We start from the raw sequence: 16,256 nt of genomic DNA on the forward strand, positions 1-16,256 counted from the left end.
TTTCGGCCGCCGGGGCTCCTCTTTCGCCATCTCCACCTCCAATGGGGTGAAGATAAATAAAATGCACGCCTAAGGCGAGTCCGTTTCTCGCGTTGGCGGACATTGCGGTGAGGGCTCACCGCGATCAGTGAAGTGCCAATAGACAGCCGCCTCGTCATCGCTGGCCGGATTCATACCGCTATGACGTACATCCGGATCGACCGCGCCGAAGCGCAGGATACAGCTCATATCCTCGATGATCGGGGTGCGCTCCATATAGTCGGAATGCCCGAGGCGGGCGCGGCGCAGGAGATAGCGCGTGGCAAAGCCGAGGAAGGAGAAATGGCTGCGGGTCATGTCAATCGTGTGCGGCTGCATCCCGGCTGGGCCGACGCCGAATCCGAAGACCGGCGGATGGGCGTTTTCTGGATAAAAGCCGATACGCGATTTGCGGTCGCTATCTTCACCGCGGGCCGGGAACAGATTGCGCAACAGCTGCGAACTGGCAACAGCGACGTCCGACCCGGAGGTGTAAAGCGTCAGACTATTCATCATCGGCGCTGCCGGCTGTACCCATTCCACGAAGAGATTGCGGTCGAGATCACCGGAGGCGAAGAAGACGTGGTTCATCTCCAGATCCGGCTCGACCACCGCCAGCCGGTTCAGAGCCTGGGCAAAGACCCGCGTCCCCATGGAATGGGCGACGATGTTGAGCTCTGCGTCGGGCATGGACCGGCGTGCCAGGCGCAGGAAATCAACCAGCCCATCCACGCTTAGATCAGCGTCGTCCATGTCGGAGAGATAATGCATGACCGAGCCATTGGCCGGCCAAGAGTAGAAAAGGACCGGTCCGGGGAAATCGAGATCATACTTCATCTGAGCTGCCCTGAAGGCGGCATCACGGAAGCGTACATTGAAGCCGTGGATAAAGATGATGGCCTGATTGTCGTATTCGCCATTCATCTCCCCGACGGCGTCTTCCAGCATCTGGGTCGCGAGATCGGAAAAAGCTCCCTCGTTGAGTTCTTCATAGTCCCAGACGGAAAACAGACGCCGCCTTTGCCGGTCACTCACCTCGCGGGCGTCGCGGGGCACGGCATTGATCCGGTCGCCGCGTTGGCGGCTGTCCGGTACGGTGATGGTCATGAGGCCGAGATGACAATAGCGCTCGCCGGCCTCGACCAGGCCCGGTTCGCATTTCGGATCGGGGCGGACGCTATAGGCTTCCTGTTCATCCAGCGACGCGCCGAAATCGCTCTGCGGTGCACGGTTAGTGCCGTAGAGCAAGGTAATACAGGTATATCCGTTACCGGAGGCAAGGTCGGCGGCGGAGCGCGAATAGCAATCGCCAGAGAGGTATTGCTCGCCATCGAAGGGCGTATTCTCGCCGGCACCGCTGCCAAGCGATCCGATTGAACCAATCGAACCGATTCCCGTTCCCAATCCGGTGCCTCCGCCACCTTGGCTGGACCCGGTCACCCCGACCCCGCCCTCGGCGGGCGCCCCGGAGGTGTCGCCGAGGATCGCATCCCAATCGACATCATCGCTGGGGGCGGGGCCCGCGGGATCGGCGGGCTCGACTGCGCCCTCCGGCGGCGCAGGGGCTGGAGGGGGTGTGGCTGAAGGGTATCGCGATGGTGCTTGGGAAGCGCCATCATTATCGCCAAAGGGTAAGGATGCGCAGCTGGCCAGGCTTAACCCGAGCACGATACAGGCGATTGTAAGCGGTCTGCGCATGTTCGATCCCCCCGGTTCGAGGAGGTCAGTTTAGCGCCAGGCGCGAAAAGGTAAAACGGCACTCAACCCTTGGGGTTGAAAAGCGCGACCAATTTGGGCTCGTCCAGGCCTTCGCCGCTGAGGGAGAAGGCGGCTGCGGCGGCGGTGGGATAGCCCCCCGGGAGCTGGCCGCTGGCGCCGGCCTTGGCGGCAAGCATGTGGGCGAGAGCACCAATACCGGGATTATGCCCGACAACCAGGATACGGCTGACCTGGTCGAAAGCGGTCTTGACCGCGCGCTCGATCATGGTGTCGCTGGCATGATAGAGCGCCATGGGATCTTCAACCGGCGGCGAGCCCAGGAAGGGGGCGATCAGATCGAAGGTCTGGCGCGTCCGCCAGGCCGGGGAAACCAGGGCGAGGTCGACTTCAAGCCCCTGTTCGCCCAGCAGCTTCCCGGCGGCTTCACTGTCTTCACGGCCGCGACCGGTCAGGCCGCGCTGGAAATCGTCTTCGGCTTCGAGCCGGTCCACAGCCTTGGCGTGGCGCATCAGTATGAGAAGTCGATCCATAATCCCCGTCCGGCCCGCTAATGCCGATCTGCTTTAAAGTTCTGCGTCATTCCTGTCCGCCCCTTGCAAACGACCGGCAGGAGGCGCACCTAGGTCTACGCTGTTTTCCCCCGCTGTAAAACTTCAAGGAGCGCACAATGGGTCTCTTGCTTGGCGATACCGCACCGGACTTCGACATTGAAACCAATGAAGGTCCGATCAATTTCCATAACTGGATCGGCGACGACTGGGTCGTCTTTTTCTCCCACCCGGCGGACTATACCCCGGTGTGCACGACCGAGCTGGGCTTCACCGCCAAGCTGAAAGACGAGTTCGCCAAGCGCAATGCCAAGGCGATCGCCCTGTCTGTCGACAGCGTCGAGGACCACAAGGGCTGGATCAAGGACATTGAGGAAACCCAGAATGTCCAGATGAACTTCCCGATCATCGCCGATCCGGACCGTGTCGTGTCCGACCTGTACCAGATGATCCACCCGAACGCCGATCCGAAGCTGACCGTGCGCTCTGTCTACATCATCGATAACAACAAGAAGATCCGCGCGACCTTCACCTATCCGCCGAGTGCTGGCCGGAATTTCAACGAGGTCCTGCGCCTCATCGACAGCCTGCAGCTGACCGATGAGTACAAGGTCGCAACCCCGGTCAACTGGCAGGATGGCGATGATGTGATCGTCGTTCCGTCCATTTCCGACGCTGAAGCCGACAAGCTTTTCCCGGCGGGCTATGAGCGCATCAAACCTTATCTGCGGGTAACCAAACAGCCCAATAAACAGTCTGAACCGGCTGAGTAAAAACGGCTTGTCGCGGTGTTTGGGAGATTGCCTGTCTCCCCTGCCCGCTCCCAATCCGGTCGGCCTTCTGGCTGCCGGAACAGACTAGAACAGGACAGGGCGGGCCGATGATCGGCCCGCCCTGTTCGTATCCGTCCCCAACCGGATACGGATCAGCCGGTCTGTGTAGCCTCGAACAGGGTGCGCGCGAGGCTACGCAGTTCGGCCAGGCTCAGGCGTGGCAATTGCACCCAGAGCGATATCTCCGGGTCGATCGAGGGGTAGCGCTGCGGGTGGGCGGCGATCTCCGCCGCCATGGCCTGCATCAGATAGGCCTCCGCATCGGCGTGCGGTGTGCCGCCGCGATTGGCCACAGCGCCGGGCGAATAGAAGCCGGCCAGCGAGAAGAGCGGGTGTTCGCCATAAGCCAGCTCGGTCAGCTTGGCGCGGTATTCCAGCATCCATTGTTCGCCCTCATAGCCATGCTGGGTGTCGAGGATGTGCTGGCCCTCATGCACCACGGTCGAGGTCGAGACGAAATGGTCGACAATAGCCCCGATGGCGGCCGTGCGGGCGTCACGCGGGGTCTCATAACCTTGCCGGAACGGGGCCAGGGCGAGCAGGCGGATCATGTCGTCAGCCCGGCGGTCATAGCTGCCAGTGTCGCCGGGCTCGGCTTCGTTCAGCGCCTGCGCCCAGTCGGCTTCGATCTGGGTCATGCGCGCGGGATCCATCAACATTGCCGAGCGGGACAGGGCGGCGCCGAATTTGGGATCGAGCACATCGATGAAACGGCGGCTTTCCGCACGCCCGTCCGCGCCCGTGGTGACCCAGCCGCCATCGGCTGCGTGATCATCCCAGAACCAGCGGCTAAATCCGTTCGAGGGCATGTTGAACAGGGTCACGCTATCAATATCGGTGGCCTGGCCCCACTGGTCGATCGGACGCGGGTCAGAGGAGACGATATGGCCGAAATGCAGGTCGAGCCGGCCATTGGTTTCCCCGATCACCGCCATCCAGCGCAGGCGGGCATCGAACTGGGCCAGTTGCCCGCGAATTGAGGCTTCAAGATCCTCGCCTTCGGCTGTTTCCAGACCCAGGGCCCGTGATAGCCGGTTCACCGGAGGTGCCAGGCGCTCCCAGAGCGAGGCCTCGACCTCGTCACCGCCGAGGGCGCGGGCGTGATAATAGCGGTCCATGACCGCTGCGACCTGGTCCTCATATTCCGCAATCGCCTGCATCTCGCCCGCCTTGGCGGACTGACCGGCACGGCGGTATTCCAGCGCGGCCTCGTCATAGAAATGCCAGGCGGCGAGCAGGTCGGCGCGGGCCGAATGCGCGCTTCGTCCGCCCTGTTCAATGAGCGCGTTCCACTGGTACAGCGCTGATCCGTGGTCATCATCCGGACGGGTAAAGCCAACCACGCCGAGCATGGCCCAGATCTCCCCAGCGGCGGCGTAGTCGCTGTCCTCGACGGCAAGCCGGTGGGCAAGCAGGGCATTGTGCAAATGACCCGGCGCATTGGCGAGGGAGCGCGCCAGCCGCTGACGGGCTGCATCGCGGCGTCCGAGAGCCAGCAGGGCCTGCGCTGCGGTCTGGGCCAGGTCCGGGTCTTGTGCGGGCGCATGGCCGGCGCGGGCGAGGCTCGCCAGGGCCAGCGCGGGTGCGTTCTCGGCGAGGTGGATGCGGCCTTCCAGCAAGGCCAGGCGTTCGCTGTTCCGGGCCGTGTCAGAGGCAGCCTGCAACACGGTCAGGGCCGCCACCGGATCAGTATCGATCTGCCAGAGATAGAGGGCATGCGCCGTGATGGCGCGTTCGCTCTGCGGTTCCGCCTCATACCAGAGCCGGGCGGCTTCACCGCGCCCTTGCGTATCGAGGCCCCAAAAGGCGGCGGAATAGTCATTCTCGCTCTGGGCATGGCCCGGCAGGGGCAAAACCAGGCAGAACAGGATCAGCACCGCAATCGGGTACCGGAAGAGATTTGCGATCAACATGAGGTCCTCAACACAGCCGGCAGGGCAGATAGTCTTGAGGCTAGGTGGATGCGGAGCGCCGCGTCTTGTATCCACTTGACCGGCGCCAGGCGCTTGGGCTGCGCCCGGTCATGGCGTTGATGGCCCGGCTCATATGCGCCTGGTCGGCAAACCCGCTGATCAGCGCGACCTCGGCCAGGGGGCGCCGTGCGCTCTGCAGCTGGCGGAAGGCGAGGCGAGCCTTGGCATCGGCCCGGAAGGCCTTGGGTGAAACCCCGAATGCGCGTTTGAAGCCGCGCGAAACGCTTTCCGCTGACAGACCGGCTGCGCGCGCCCAGTCCTGCAGGGCGAGGCTGGGATCCGCCTCCAGCGCGGCGGCGAGCTGGTCGGGCCAATCGGACATGTAGGCGTCGGCCCGGATCTCGGCTCGGGCGAGGGCATTGACCAGTTCACCGCACGCCTCTGCTGCGCCGTTCAGCGCCAGCTGCACCACCCGGTCAATCGCCGCCTCGATCCGGTAGACCCCTTCGCCCGCATCCTCGGGCAGGGCGAGGTTGAGCGTGCGCGCGCCTTTGGTGCCGATCTGGTCGCCATGGGTGGCATAGCGCGGATGGACGACGACATCGCCCGGTTCCACCGTAACACGCCCGGTCGCCCCGGCCTCGACATAGCCGCCGGCCAGGATAATCGCCGCATAGGGCGCGGTATGACGATGACGCGGCAGGGCCAGTCCCGCCTCCAGCGTCTCGATTCCGTTATGGATTTCTGCCCAGTCCGCCATGGAGAAAAGGCTAAAGAAGCGCAACGGATCAGCAAGTTACAAAAAAGTTTGTAAAGCACCCTTGACGTAAAGCGAGCTTTCCACATATTGGAAAGGAAGCTTGACACACGAGGAATGAATGATGATCCGATCCCGATTGCTTGGCGCTGTTGCCGGCCTGGTGCTGGCCACCGGTTTGCCCGCCTGCGCGGCGAGCCAGCCCGAGCCGATGACCGGCGAGCTCTATTTCGGCTTTACCCGGCTCGACCCGGTTGCCCGTACGGCTATCGAGGATAGCTATGTCGTGGTCGAGGACGGCTTGATCCGCGCGGCCGGTAGCGGCACGCCGCCGGCCGGCAGCTATAGCGCATCCTACGATCTCACCGGCCGCTACGGCTTGCCGGGCCTGATCGATGCGCACGGGCATATCACGGCCGGACCGCATGCGGTCGAGGTCATCGACGGCAGCCCGACCGTGACCATTGAGAGCCGGGACGATGTTGTGCGCTATCACGCCCTGGCGTCGCTCGCCTTTGGTGTCACCACGGTGCGCAATCCCGGCGGCGACCCGCAAGCCGGGGCCCGCTATGATGCCAATATCGCCTCGGGCGAATGGCTGGGCCCGGATGCTGTGCATGCCGGTGCAGTGATCCAGCCGCCGCCCTTTGGCGGCAATGCCTTTGCCTATCCGACCACGCCGGAGGAGTGGGACGCGGAAGCGGCCCGCCAGGCCGAACTCGGTGTGACCTATTTCAAGCTTTACCACGCGCTCACAGAGGAGGAGCTGGCCGAGGGGGTGCGCGCCGCTGATGCGCATGGCCTCGAGGTCATCGCTCATCTCGACCAGGTCAGCTGGATGCGCGCGGTGGAGATCGGAGTGGATGGTCTGCTGCATGCCCTGCCCACAAGTGCCGACCTGCTTGAGCCGGGGGCTCGCGAGCAATACCTCGCCAGCCGCGGTCCCAACTCGAAATTCTACTATCAATGGTTCGAGCTCGCCGATTTCGACGGTCCGCTGATGCAGAATCTGTTTCGCGAGCTGGCCGAGCGTCAGATCGAGGTGGACCTGACACTGTTGGTCAATTTCCTCGTCTACCGGCGCGATGCTTTCAATGAGCTCTACGGCCCCGATGACCGCTTTTACGTCCATCCGGAGGCGCTAGCGGCTACCATGAGTTTCCTCGGCGCGTCTGGTGTCGGCTGGACCGATGAGGACTATGCCCGCGCCGATGCCGCGATGCAGCAGCTCTTCGCCTTCGTCCGCCATCTTGATGCGGCAGGAGTGCCCTTGATGGTCGGCACGGATGGACCGGGCGGCGGCTCGATCTACTGGCAGGAGCTGCAGCTTCACGCCGATGCCGGGCTCGACCCCTGGCGCATCCTCGAGCTTGCCACGAGCGGCAATGCCCAGGGCATGGGCCTGGGCGAAACCACAGGCCGGATCGAGGCGGGTTTTGAGGCCGACCTTGCCTTCTTCAACGCCGACCCGCGCCTCGACCTTGAAAACCTGCGCCAGCTCGACCGCGTGGTCAGCAATGGCCGCACCTTCACCCGCACTGAACTCGACAATCTCATCGAAGAGGAGATGAACTGATGGGAAAACAAGTCCGCAAACTCGTGCTCAGCCTGGCCGTACTGGTCTGCATCGGCGCCTGGGCCGGGGTCGTGGCGACCTTCCAGACAACGGATGACATCGCCACCAAGACGATCGCCCTCACCATAGCCGCGCTGGCAACCGAAGGCCTGATCTGGGCTCTCGCCATCATCGGCGGCTGGAGCATGTTCGCCAATCGCAAAGCCCTGTTTGCCCGTCTGTTCGGGCGCAAGAAAGCCACCAAGGAGGCCTGAAATGGAAAAGTATGATGATATCCCGACCCTGAAATCCCTGGCCGTGTTTGCGGTCGTCTTCTTCGGCATCTGGGCCTTCGCGTCCGGCGGGATTGCCTGGCTCGACCCGCTGCGTGACTTCGTCGCCAGCCTCAGCTTCGAGCTCAAAGGTCTGGTCCTGGCCAGTTTCATTATTGCCGTTCTCGCCGCAGCGCGGATTATGGTGTTGATCACCAAGGGATTCGGCAAAGAGACAAGTGAATGACCTGGACACAGCTCAACCCCGCCAGCCGCCGTTATCACTGGCGGGCCGTCGTGCTCATCCTGACCTTTACCGGCCTTGTCGTCGCCATCGACAAGATCCTCGACCCGTCGATCAATAACTGGTCGGCGGGTGCGACCTGGCCACTGGTAGCGCTGACCTGTCTGCCGCTGGCCCTGTGGGGCTATGAGACGATCCGCTATGTCCGCCATCTCGACGAGATGGTGGCGCAGATGCAGGTCCGCGCCACTGCGGTGGCTGCGCTGGTGGTGTTATTTGTGGCTGCGGTCACCGGCGTCGCCGAGATCTACGGCCAGATGGAACCGGTCAATACCGCCCTGTTGCTGCCTGTCGCCGCCGTCGTCCACAGCGCCGCCTCGCTCTGGCAGGAATGGCGCATGCGATGAATAACCGGCTCAAGGAATTGCGCGGCGAGCGCGGCTGGAGCCAGCAAGCCCTGGCCGAAAAGCTCGACGTCTCGCGTCAGACCATCAATGCCCTGGAAAAGGGCCGCTACGACCCGTCCTTACCGCTCGCCTTCAAGATCGGACGCTTGTTCGAGCTGAAGATTGAAGAGATCTTTGATGATGAGGAGGCGGGTTAGTCTTCCGTCTCTAGCCTCGCCACAATCACGTGCTTGATGCCAAATCTCGCACCGATAGGTGGGGCCGAAACCGGTTGGTTGCGCCAGATTTCGAGGGCCGCTGCCAGCATCTCCTCGGCCAGATCTTGCTGGCCTTGCCGCGCGGCTGCGCCGGCCAGAGCGATGGCGGTTTCAGCGGCGCGGTAGGGGCCACTCTGCCGCCGCGGTGGATCCAGCGCGCCGATCGAGTCCAGATATTGTTCGTGTTCGCTCAGGGCGCGATTGCCCGACATGTCGATCAAGCGGCGGGCGCAGATCTCCGCCAAATCCAGGTTGAGGGTTCTCATCCCGATGTATTCGCTTACACAGCTGTTCAGAGCGATATCGATCTCGCCCTGGCTACGGGCGAAGGGCTGGTAGAGCTCCAGATTGCGCAGGCCGCGCCCGGCTGACAGGTCATAGCGCAAGGCCATGTCAAATTGATAATGACCGACATCCCAGGCTTCGACCTGCCGGTCTCGGTGGGCAAGCATGGTTTGATAAATCCGGATCGCACACTGACCAGGGCGATCCGGCCGGCCATTGCGGCCTGGCTGGCCACGCTCACCCGGGCAGGCTTCGCCGGCTGCTTCGCCTTGTGCATAGCCTTGCCAGCGCGCAAGCAGCGCGTCTGCCTCAGCCGCAGCACCAATCCGGTCCAGCATCGCCAGGGCCTGGAGGGCAAAACCGCGACTATCGCGATGATGTGCCTGGGCTTGGCTGTAATAGCAGTGCGCGAGGGTGGCGAGCGCTGCGTCATCGCCAGCGGGTGCCAGCGCGTCGAAATCGTCAAGGCTGAGGGGCGGCAGCGTTTCGCAGTCTTCGAGTGAAACGGTGAGCGCCCATCGCTTTAACTCATCATCATCGCCCCGGATGGCCCGCTCGCGCAGCCCGACAATAGCGTCGAACCGCTCCCGTTCGTCGAGATCGGCGCTATTGAGAAGGTCCAGCGCTACTTGCTGATTGCCAAGTGTGAACTCCAGCATCATGCGTCGCTCGAGCGAAAGGCGCGGGCCGTGTGCCAAGTGATAGACCCGCCGGGCGCTCTGTTCATCGCCTAGCCGGGCGTAGAACGGGAACAGGTTGGCTGCGGATAATTGCCCGTTATGAAGTTCGTTGAAGTCGCTGCTTTGCTGCAGTTCGCCTTCCCAGGCGTGCAGGGCCGCGAGAGCGTGCGCCTGAGACGGACGAGTGAACGCCGCATCCTCCTCATAGACAGCATGACGCAAGACCAGTCTGCGATAGACGCGAGCGCGGATTTCGGCGCCGGAGTTCAAGTAAACCTGCCCGAACATGAGGCTACGGGAGGCGCGGCCCTGTGCTGTCTGCCGCACCGGTTCCAGGGCGGTTTCAGGAGTGGCGCCGCTATCGATCAGGGCCTGGGCAGCATCAAGCGCGGCATATTCCAGCCGTCTGGGTTCGTTCAGTGCCTCGGCTCCGGGCATGGGGGCTACCTCCGGAACCGTACCGCGGCGCTCCTGAATGCGGCCGATGATGTCCGGATGCCGATTGAGCTCGCTGTCCTGCAGAATGGACCGGGTTGTATTGCGCGTTGCCAGTTCAAGAAGACAGACGGTCTCTTCCGGATCCTGCAGACAGGACACATAGTCGTGTGTTGTCGGGCGTGGCAGTTCCGACCGCGCTCCCGAGCCTGTCGCTAAACCGGCCAGCAGGGCCAATCCGGTGAATACGCCGCGCAGCATCTGCCCGTCTCCTGATCTCAGCAGAGTATGCCGGTGCGCGAGTGCATTTATCAATGTTTGGTTGATTTACATCCCCGCAGTCCGGTTCGAGTGTTGCGGGGAGACCGGGGGTTCGGGAGAAATCGGTCTCCCCGCTTGTCTGGCCTGTCCTGGGGGGAGGGGGGACAATCAGGCCAGTGCTTCGTCTGGATACTCGAGGTGAAGGCGGTTCGGGGTGCCTTCACGTCTTCAACGCACCGGTGCCGCGACTCCGTCGCGGTGATATGCAGAAACTTCAGTTGCGTTGCTTCCAGCGTTTCACCAGGCCGTCGCCGGGGTGAATGTAGAGCTGTCCGGTCTTCGGCCCCTGGCTCCAGGCAAAGCGGCGCGGCCAGATCCATTCGCCCTGTTTGCCGATCGACGGTTTGGCGACGAAATCCTCGACATGTTCGAGAGTATGCATCTGTACCGCATTGCTCGGCGACACGTTCTCGCGCAGCTCCGAATAGACCGTGCTCCAGGGGCGCCCGACCTGTTTGGCCAGGAAGCGTTTGAGCGGGGCGAGGTTCTCATTGAGATATTTGGTCTCGGTCCCATTGGTCTTGCGCTGTTTGCGCACGCCGATGCGCTGGGGATAATCCTCCCCAGCCTGCTTGATCTTGCCACGCGCCAGCTTGCGCGTACGCCAGCCGCGGCGGGGGCGTTCGACCAGGACCTTGTTCATGTCGTTGCGCATCGTCGTTCTCCCGCGTGCCGGGTCAGGGGCCAAGCCCCTAACCCTTTACGCAAACCACCTGTTTCAAGGTGTGAACCACCTCGACCAGGTCTTTTTGAGCCGCCATCACCGCGTCGATGTCCTTGTAGGCCATCGGCGTTTCATCGATGACGCCGGCATCTTTCCGGCATTCCACACCCACCGTCGCCTTGCGGTGATCGGCGAGGGTGAAGCTCTGCTTGGCCGTCGTCCGGGACATTGTCCGGCCAGCACCGTGCGAGCAGGAGCAAAAGCTCTCCGCCGCGCCCTTGCCGCGGACAATGAAGGACCGCGCGCCCATCGACCCCGGGATAATGCCCAGCTCGCCCTCGCGGGCGGAGACCGCCCCTTTCCGGGTGAGCCAGACATCGGCCCCGAAATGATGCTCCTGCTCCACATAATTGTGGTGACAGTTCACGGCCGCCTTGTCGGTCTTGAACCGGCCCAGCGTCTTGCGCAGCGCCTTGAGTACGCGCTCCATCATCGCCTCGCGGTTCTCCCGGGCATAATCCTGGGCCCAGCCCACGGCTTCGACATAGTCGTCGAACAGCGGCTCACCCTCGATGAAGAAGGCGAGATCCTTGTCCGGGACGTGGAAATCCAGGACCCGCTTGGCCAATTCCTCCCGCGCTCGCGAGATGAAATAGGTCCCGATCATATTCCCCGTCCCGCGCGAGCCGGAATGGAGCATGATCCAGACGCGGTCCGCCTCATCGAGACAGATCTCGATGAAGTGGTTGCCGCCACCGAGCGTTCCAAGCTGACCGTCTACCTTGTGGGTGCCGATCTTCTTGTGCTTGGCCTTGATCCCATCGAGCCGGTCCATCAGGCCGGAAGCCTTCAGACGCGTCTCGGTCGAGGCCGGGTTCATACGATGATCGCCGCCCTTGCCGTTGCCGACCGGCACCGCCGCTTCGATGGCATCGCGGGCCGGCTTGAGAGTGTCCGGCAATTGCGACGCCGTCAGGCTGGTCCGCATCGCCATCATCCCGCAGCCGATATCGACCCCGACCGCAGCCGGGATGATCGCACCCTTGGTCGGGATCACTGATCCCACCGTCGCACCGCGTCCGAAATGGACATCCGGCATGGCGGCGACATGGCTGTGCACAAAGGGCAGGCCGGCGACATTGCGCAGCTGTTCAATGGCTGCGTCTTCCACCGGCACGCCCTTGATCCAGGCCTTGATCAGTCCGGTCGAGGTTTCGACCGCTTCAAAATTACTCGTCATCACATGCATCCCCGGCCGCTTATTCGACCGGGGACCTTTCCTACTCGTGTGTTGTGCTTCGAAGGCCGAGTGGGGAGAGATCGCGTTTGGGGGGATCACGATCTCTCCCGCTCGGTGTTCCGGCCGTCCGTGAGGGGGAGAGGGTCGGCGGCGGGAACAAAAAAACCCTCCGGAGCTGGTGCTCGGGAGGGCGGTTCAACCGGGGCTGTGTCGGCAGCTTTACCGGATGAAGACGTTACCCTCCGCTCGCGCGAAGCCAGTCAGCCAAATGGCTGCCGGGTAGAGGTCGAATGTGCACGGCTGTACGCGCATCGGATTCACTCACAGGTTCGCGCCCAAGCGGGCGGGTTAAACAGAAAGATCAGGATGACAGGGCTCTCATTCGCTCGCAAGGCGAAAACGACACGGTGTGGTTCTATCCCGCATCAGTGTGTCTTTTGGGTGACGGTTGTGGCCGGCCCCGCTTGCGCTGCCGGCCACAACCATTGGGGTGTCGCCCTCAGGCGGCTTGCACCGCCTTGATGAAGGTGCAGATGCGATCCGACAGCTCGCCGGAGCGGGTGTTCAGCTCCTGGGAGAGTTCGGCAACCTCGGCTGAGGCCTGTAGCGTCGCCTCGGCACCGCCTGACACCGCTTCGCTGTCGGCGTCGACTGTTTGAGTGCTACGCGCCGCGGCTTGGGCGGAGCGGCTGATCTCGGAGACAGCTGCGATCTGCTGCTCGATAGCGCCGGCGGTCTGCATGGAGGCGTCGGTGATCTGGCTGATTTCATCGACAATCGCATCAGCACCCTGACTGGCCTGTTCCACCCGGTTCTCGAACCCGGAAATATGCTCGGCGATGGTCTCAGTCAGCTTGGTCGTCTGTTCTGCGAGCTGTTTGACCTCGGAGGCAACGACAGCGAAGCCCTTTCCGGCTTCGCCTGCCCGTGCGGCCTCGATCGTGGCATTGAGCGCGAGCAGATTGGTCTGTTCGGCGACACCGTTAATCCCGCCAATGATCTCGGTCATGTCTGCCAGCGCACCCGACATCTCACTCATGATGGCTTGGCTGCTCTGAGTACGTTCTGCGGCACCCTCGCTGAGTTCTGCCACGCGAGATGCGGCATTGCGCACCTCGCTGATCGAGGCGTTCAGCTCCTCCGCCGAGGCGGCCATGGATTCAACCTCGGCGCTGGCACTGCGCGCGGCGTCACGCATGGATTGGCTGCGTTCACGGCCATCCGATGCCGTGTCACGGGTACGGGTGATCTGATCCAGAACATTGGCGGTGACAGACTTGAAACTGCCGAGAGCGTCTTCGGCGATGCGTTCGAACTGACCGACTTCCTCGGCAAGGCGTTGGGCGCGCGCAATCTCCGTGGCCTTAGCCTCGGCTTCGTCCTGGCGCACGGCATCGGCGGACGCCAGTTCCGTGTCGAGCCGCGTCAATGCGCAACCGATCCGGCCAATCTCATCCTGGCGCTGGGCGAAGTCGATCTCCATATTGCGTGAACCGCTGGCCAGCTCGTCCACCGCTTGGGTCACCTTGTCGAGCGGGTTGAGAAGGCGGCTGGTTACGAACCATGCCGCAACGGCGATGACCAGCATGGCCAGCAGGGACACTGAGCCGATCAGCACGGCAAGATTATTCCGGACAGCCAGAACCTCGGCCTTTTTCACGCCGACATAGAGGATCCCGATCGGCTCGCCGCTGGTCGAAAGAATGGGCTGATAGACCGTGAAATAATCGATACCGAGAATGGTGGCCTGGCCGCGAAAACCGTCGCGCCGCATCATCGCATCATAAACGGCGCCTGCTCCAAGCGGTGTGCCGACGGCCCGGGTCCCGTCCGCCCGCTGGATGGTCGTGGTGCGGCGGAAGAAGTCACGCTCGGCCGGATCCCAGACGAAGACTGTGGCGGTCTCACCCGTCTGGCGGGCGACACTGTCGATCAGGTCATGCGAAGCAAAGTCGGGAATTCCGGGGGCACGCAATGCCTGGATATTCCCATCGCGTCCGTAACTTGCATCTAGCTCCGGCATGGCGGCCTGAATAGTGGTCGCTGCGACCCGCAGGTTCAGTTCCTGCGCAGATGCGACGCGCTCGTCGACTGACCGGACGATGATAAAGAAGGCTGATGCAGCCACCAGCAAGATGGCACTGGCGGTCACGGCCAAAACAAGAGTGATCAACTTGGAACGCAGGGAGAAAGTGGACAGCATGAGGAGCTCCGCTGAAACTGTGGATCAGTTGCATACGCAGACTATGTGGAGCAGTTCCGTAATTGCTTAACCATAATCCTCGCCGATCTAATATATTATAACCTGCGGGCTGCCGGCCGGGCAGCGGTGGCGCACCTATACCTCTGCAGCCGGGCGCCTTCGCTTGACGCCCCGCCCCATCCCCTCTACCTGCCAGTCCATCATTTCCCCTTGAGAAGAAAGCCTCTGCCCATGTCTGCCGAGATTGCCCAAAACGCGAAAGCCTGGCCGTTCGAACAAGCGCGCCTGCTGAAAAAGCGTCTGGACAAGCTTGGCCGCAAGGATGGCCCGGTTGTGTTCGAGACCGGCTATGGCCCGTCCGGCCTGCCGCATATGGGCACGTTCGGCGAGGTTGTGCGCACCTCCATGGTGCTGCGTGCGTTCCAGGAGCTCACCGGTGGCGCTTATGAGACGCATCTGATTTGCGTCTCCGACGACATGGACGGGATGCGCAAGGTTCCCGAAAACCTGCCGCAGCAGGACATGCTGCAGGGCTATCTGCAAAAGCCGCTGACCCAGGTGCCCGATCCGTTCGGCACCCATGACAGCTTCGCCGCGCATAATAATGCGCGCCTGTGTGCCTTCCTGGACAGTTTCGGCTTCTCCTACGAGTTCAAGTCGGCGACCGAGCTCTACACCTCCGGCGCATTCGACGCGATGCTGCTGAAGGCGGCGGAGAAGTTCGACGACATCATGAAGGTGATGCTGCCGACGTTGGGCGAGGAACGCCAGGCGACCTATTCGCCCTTCCTGCCGATCTCGCCCAAGACCGGTCATGTGCTGTACGTGCCGATGAAGTCGGTCGACGCCAAGGCGGGCACGATCACCTTCGACGATGCCGACGGCACCGAGACCACCCTGCCGGTAACGGGCGGGAATGTGAAACTGCAGTGGAAGCCGGATTTCGGCATGCGCTGGGCCGCGCTGGGCGTTGATTTTGAAATGTTCGGCAAGGATCACCAGGCCAATGCGCCGATCTATTCGCGCATCTGCCGGATCCTCGGCATGGAGCCGCCGACCCAGTTCGTCTACGAGCTTTTCCTCGACGAAAAGGGCGAGAAGATCTCCAAGTCCAAGGGTAATGGCCTGTCCGTCGAGGACTGGCTGAAATATGCCCCGCAGGAAAGCTTGAGCTACTATAATTTCGTCAAGCCGCGGCAGGCCAAGAAACTCTATTTCGACGTCATCCCGCGCGCCGTAGACGAGTATCTTCAGCACCTGGGCGCCTATGCCGGTCAGGATGAAGCCAAGCAGCTGGAAAACCCGGCTTGGCACATCCATGGCGGCAATCCGCCGGAGGCCGGTTCGCCGATCTCCTTTGCCCTCATGCTCAACCTGGCCTCCGCAGCGAGCGCTCACAATACCGACGTGATGTGGGGCTTTATCGGCCGCTATGTCGACGGCGCGACGCCGGAGACGCATCCGGTTCTGGACCATCTGGCGCAGTTTGCGGTGCAGTATTTCACCGATTTCGTCGAGCCGACCAAGGCGTTCCGCGCGCCCACCGATATGGAACGCGCGGCGATGGAAGACCTCGTCAGCCGTCTCAAAGCGCTCGATGCGGATGAGCGCGATCCGGAAGTGATCCAGACCGAGGTCTTCTCGGCCGGCAAGTCGCAGGAGTTTGAAAACCTGCGCGACTGGTTCAAGGCGCTCTACGAAGTCCTGCTCGGCCAGAGCCAGGGCCCGCGTTTCGGGTCTTTTGCGGCGATCTACGGGCTCAACGAGACCATTGCCTTGGTGGAAAAAGGGCTGTCCGGAGAACTGCTGGACTAGGTGATCCCGGCGGCGGCAGAGAAGACAGGAGTTCACGCAGTCGTGAACTCCCAATTTCTCTCGCCCGCTCTAGATCCCGCCCCGCTGATC

15 protein-coding genes are annotated in these 16,256 nt (G+C 62.6%); 7 read left to right on the plus strand and 8 right to left on the minus strand.

The annotated features are described in order from the left end of the window. Window positions 1-69 precede the first annotated feature (69 nt). Both Q1V57_RS02380 and Q1V57_RS02385 read right to left on the minus strand, forming a co-directional pair. The gene (locus Q1V57_RS02380; protein ID WP_300527318.1) at window positions 70-1,716 is read right to left on the minus strand and encodes an alpha/beta hydrolase; all 1,647 of its coding nucleotides are present in this window, start codon (window positions 1,714-1,716) and stop codon (window positions 70-72) included. Window positions 1,717-1,778: 62 nt separating this feature from the next. After that, a complete protein-coding gene (locus Q1V57_RS02385; protein ID WP_300527320.1) occupies window positions 1,779-2,267 on the minus strand; it encodes a histidine phosphatase family protein in 489 nt (162 codons plus the stop codon). 137 nt (window positions 2,268-2,404) lie between these two features. Here Q1V57_RS02385 and Q1V57_RS02390 point away from each other — a divergent pair, with 137 nt between their 5' ends. Further along, window positions 2,405-3,058, plus strand: coding sequence for a peroxiredoxin (locus Q1V57_RS02390; RefSeq protein WP_300527321.1), 654 nt, complete (start codon window positions 2,405-2,407; stop codon window positions 3,056-3,058). Between the two features lie 152 nt (window positions 3,059-3,210). Here Q1V57_RS02390 and Q1V57_RS02395 read toward each other — a convergent pair whose 3' ends face one another. Together Q1V57_RS02395 and Q1V57_RS02400 are read right to left on the minus strand one after the other, a co-directional pair. Continuing rightward, complete coding sequence (locus Q1V57_RS02395; RefSeq protein ID WP_300527322.1) at window positions 3,211-5,031, minus strand: hypothetical protein; 1,821 nt, start codon at window positions 5,029-5,031, stop codon at window positions 3,211-3,213. Window positions 5,032-5,071: 40 nt separating this feature from the next. Continuing rightward, window positions 5,072-5,791, minus strand: coding sequence for a helix-turn-helix domain-containing protein (locus tag Q1V57_RS02400; protein WP_300527323.1), 720 nt, complete (start codon window positions 5,789-5,791; stop codon window positions 5,072-5,074). Window positions 5,792-5,909: 118 nt separating this feature from the next. Between Q1V57_RS02400 and Q1V57_RS02405 the strand changes: the two genes are divergently transcribed. Genes Q1V57_RS02405 through Q1V57_RS02425 form a run of 5 tightly spaced genes read left to right on the plus strand, consistent with a single transcriptional unit; the run spans window position 5,910 to window position 8,463 of the window. Further along, window positions 5,910-7,364: an amidohydrolase family protein gene (locus Q1V57_RS02405; protein ID WP_300527325.1), complete on the plus strand. Its 1,455-nt coding sequence runs from the start codon at window positions 5,910-5,912 to the stop codon at window positions 7,362-7,364. Continuing rightward, on the plus strand, window positions 7,364-7,618 hold the full coding sequence (locus tag Q1V57_RS02410; protein WP_300527326.1) for a hypothetical protein: 255 nt from the start codon (window positions 7,364-7,366) through the stop codon (window positions 7,616-7,618). Before Q1V57_RS02405 ends, Q1V57_RS02410 begins: the two co-directional genes overlap by 1 nt. Before the next feature lies 1 nt (window position 7,619). After that, window positions 7,620-7,862: a hypothetical protein gene (locus Q1V57_RS02415; RefSeq protein ID WP_300527327.1), complete on the plus strand. Its 243-nt coding sequence runs from the start codon at window positions 7,620-7,622 to the stop codon at window positions 7,860-7,862. After that, window positions 7,859-8,266 (plus strand): hypothetical protein, encoded by a 408-nt coding sequence (locus Q1V57_RS02420; protein WP_300527329.1) that lies wholly within the window; start codon window positions 7,859-7,861, stop codon window positions 8,264-8,266. Before Q1V57_RS02415 ends, Q1V57_RS02420 begins: the two co-directional genes overlap by 4 nt. Beyond that, window positions 8,263-8,463: a helix-turn-helix transcriptional regulator gene (locus Q1V57_RS02425; protein ID WP_300527330.1), complete on the plus strand. Its 201-nt coding sequence runs from the start codon at window positions 8,263-8,265 to the stop codon at window positions 8,461-8,463. The genes Q1V57_RS02420 and Q1V57_RS02425 overlap by 4 nt, the downstream gene beginning before the upstream one ends. Here the strand turns inward: Q1V57_RS02425 and Q1V57_RS02430 are convergent. The 4 genes from Q1V57_RS02430 to Q1V57_RS02445 form a co-directional block, all read right to left on the minus strand. Then, window positions 8,460-10,184, minus strand: a complete 1,725-nt coding sequence (locus Q1V57_RS02430) for a hypothetical protein (protein ID WP_300527332.1) — start codon at window positions 10,182-10,184, stop codon at window positions 8,460-8,462. The genes Q1V57_RS02425 and Q1V57_RS02430 overlap by 4 nt on opposite strands. Before the next feature lie 274 nt (window positions 10,185-10,458). Then, window positions 10,459-10,899 carry a hypothetical protein gene (locus Q1V57_RS02435; protein WP_300527334.1) on the minus strand — a complete coding sequence of 147 codons (441 nt, stop codon included), beginning with the start codon at window positions 10,897-10,899 and terminating at the stop codon, window positions 10,459-10,461. A gap of 37 nt (window positions 10,900-10,936) precedes the next feature. After that, on the minus strand, window positions 10,937-12,157 hold the full coding sequence (locus Q1V57_RS02440) for an RtcB family protein (RefSeq protein ID WP_366145058.1): 1,221 nt from the start codon (window positions 12,155-12,157) through the stop codon (window positions 10,937-10,939). A 490-nt stretch (window positions 12,158-12,647) separates the two neighbouring features. Further along, complete coding sequence (locus Q1V57_RS02445; RefSeq protein WP_300527336.1) at window positions 12,648-14,351, minus strand: Cache 3/Cache 2 fusion domain-containing protein; 1,704 nt, start codon at window positions 14,349-14,351, stop codon at window positions 12,648-12,650. Window positions 14,352-14,582: 231 nt separating this feature from the next. Here Q1V57_RS02445 and Q1V57_RS02450 point away from each other — a divergent pair, with 231 nt between their 5' ends. Continuing rightward, window positions 14,583-16,166: a lysine--tRNA ligase gene (locus tag Q1V57_RS02450; protein WP_300527337.1), complete on the plus strand. Its 1,584-nt coding sequence runs from the start codon at window positions 14,583-14,585 to the stop codon at window positions 16,164-16,166. Window positions 16,167-16,256 lie beyond the last annotated feature (90 nt).

It is taken from the genome of Maricaulis sp. (assembly GCF_030149425.1).
Taxonomy (GTDB): Bacteria; Pseudomonadota; Alphaproteobacteria; order Caulobacterales; family Maricaulaceae; genus Maricaulis.

Coding starts and splice junctions, on each gene's coding strand:
- Q1V57_RS02450 (WP_300527337.1), top strand. CDS start 14,583: ATGTCTGCCGAGATTGCCCAAAACGCGAAAGCCTGGCCGTTCGAACAA.
- Q1V57_RS02385 (WP_300527320.1), bottom strand. CDS start 2,267: ATGGATCGACTTCTCATACTGATGCGCCACGCCAAGGCTGTGGACCGG.
- Q1V57_RS02425 (WP_300527330.1), top strand. CDS start 8,263: ATGAATAACCGGCTCAAGGAATTGCGCGGCGAGCGCGGCTGGAGCCAG.
- Q1V57_RS02410 (WP_300527326.1), top strand. CDS start 7,364: ATGGGAAAACAAGTCCGCAAACTCGTGCTCAGCCTGGCCGTACTGGTC.
- Q1V57_RS02380 (WP_300527318.1), bottom strand. CDS start 1,716: ATGCGCAGACCGCTTACAATCGCCTGTATCGTGCTCGGGTTAAGCCTG.
- Q1V57_RS02415 (WP_300527327.1), top strand. CDS start 7,620: ATGGAAAAGTATGATGATATCCCGACCCTGAAATCCCTGGCCGTGTTT.
- Q1V57_RS02395 (WP_300527322.1), bottom strand. CDS start 5,031: ATGTTGATCGCAAATCTCTTCCGGTACCCGATTGCGGTGCTGATCCTG.
- Q1V57_RS02400 (WP_300527323.1), bottom strand. CDS start 5,791: ATGGCGGACTGGGCAGAAATCCATAACGGAATCGAGACGCTGGAGGCG.
- Q1V57_RS02445 (WP_300527336.1), bottom strand. CDS start 14,351: ATGCTGTCCACTTTCTCCCTGCGTTCCAAGTTGATCACTCTTGTTTTG.
- Q1V57_RS02435 (WP_300527334.1), bottom strand. CDS start 10,899: ATGCGCAACGACATGAACAAGGTCCTGGTCGAACGCCCCCGCCGCGGC.
- Q1V57_RS02440 (WP_366145058.1), bottom strand. CDS start 12,157: ATGCATGTGATGACGAGTAATTTTGAAGCGGTCGAAACCTCGACCGGA.
- Q1V57_RS02390 (WP_300527321.1), top strand. CDS start 2,405: ATGGGTCTCTTGCTTGGCGATACCGCACCGGACTTCGACATTGAAACC.
- Q1V57_RS02405 (WP_300527325.1), top strand. CDS start 5,910: ATGATGATCCGATCCCGATTGCTTGGCGCTGTTGCCGGCCTGGTGCTG.
- Q1V57_RS02430 (WP_300527332.1), bottom strand. CDS start 10,184: ATGCTGCGCGGCGTATTCACCGGATTGGCCCTGCTGGCCGGTTTAGCG.
- Q1V57_RS02420 (WP_300527329.1), top strand. CDS start 7,859: ATGACCTGGACACAGCTCAACCCCGCCAGCCGCCGTTATCACTGGCGG.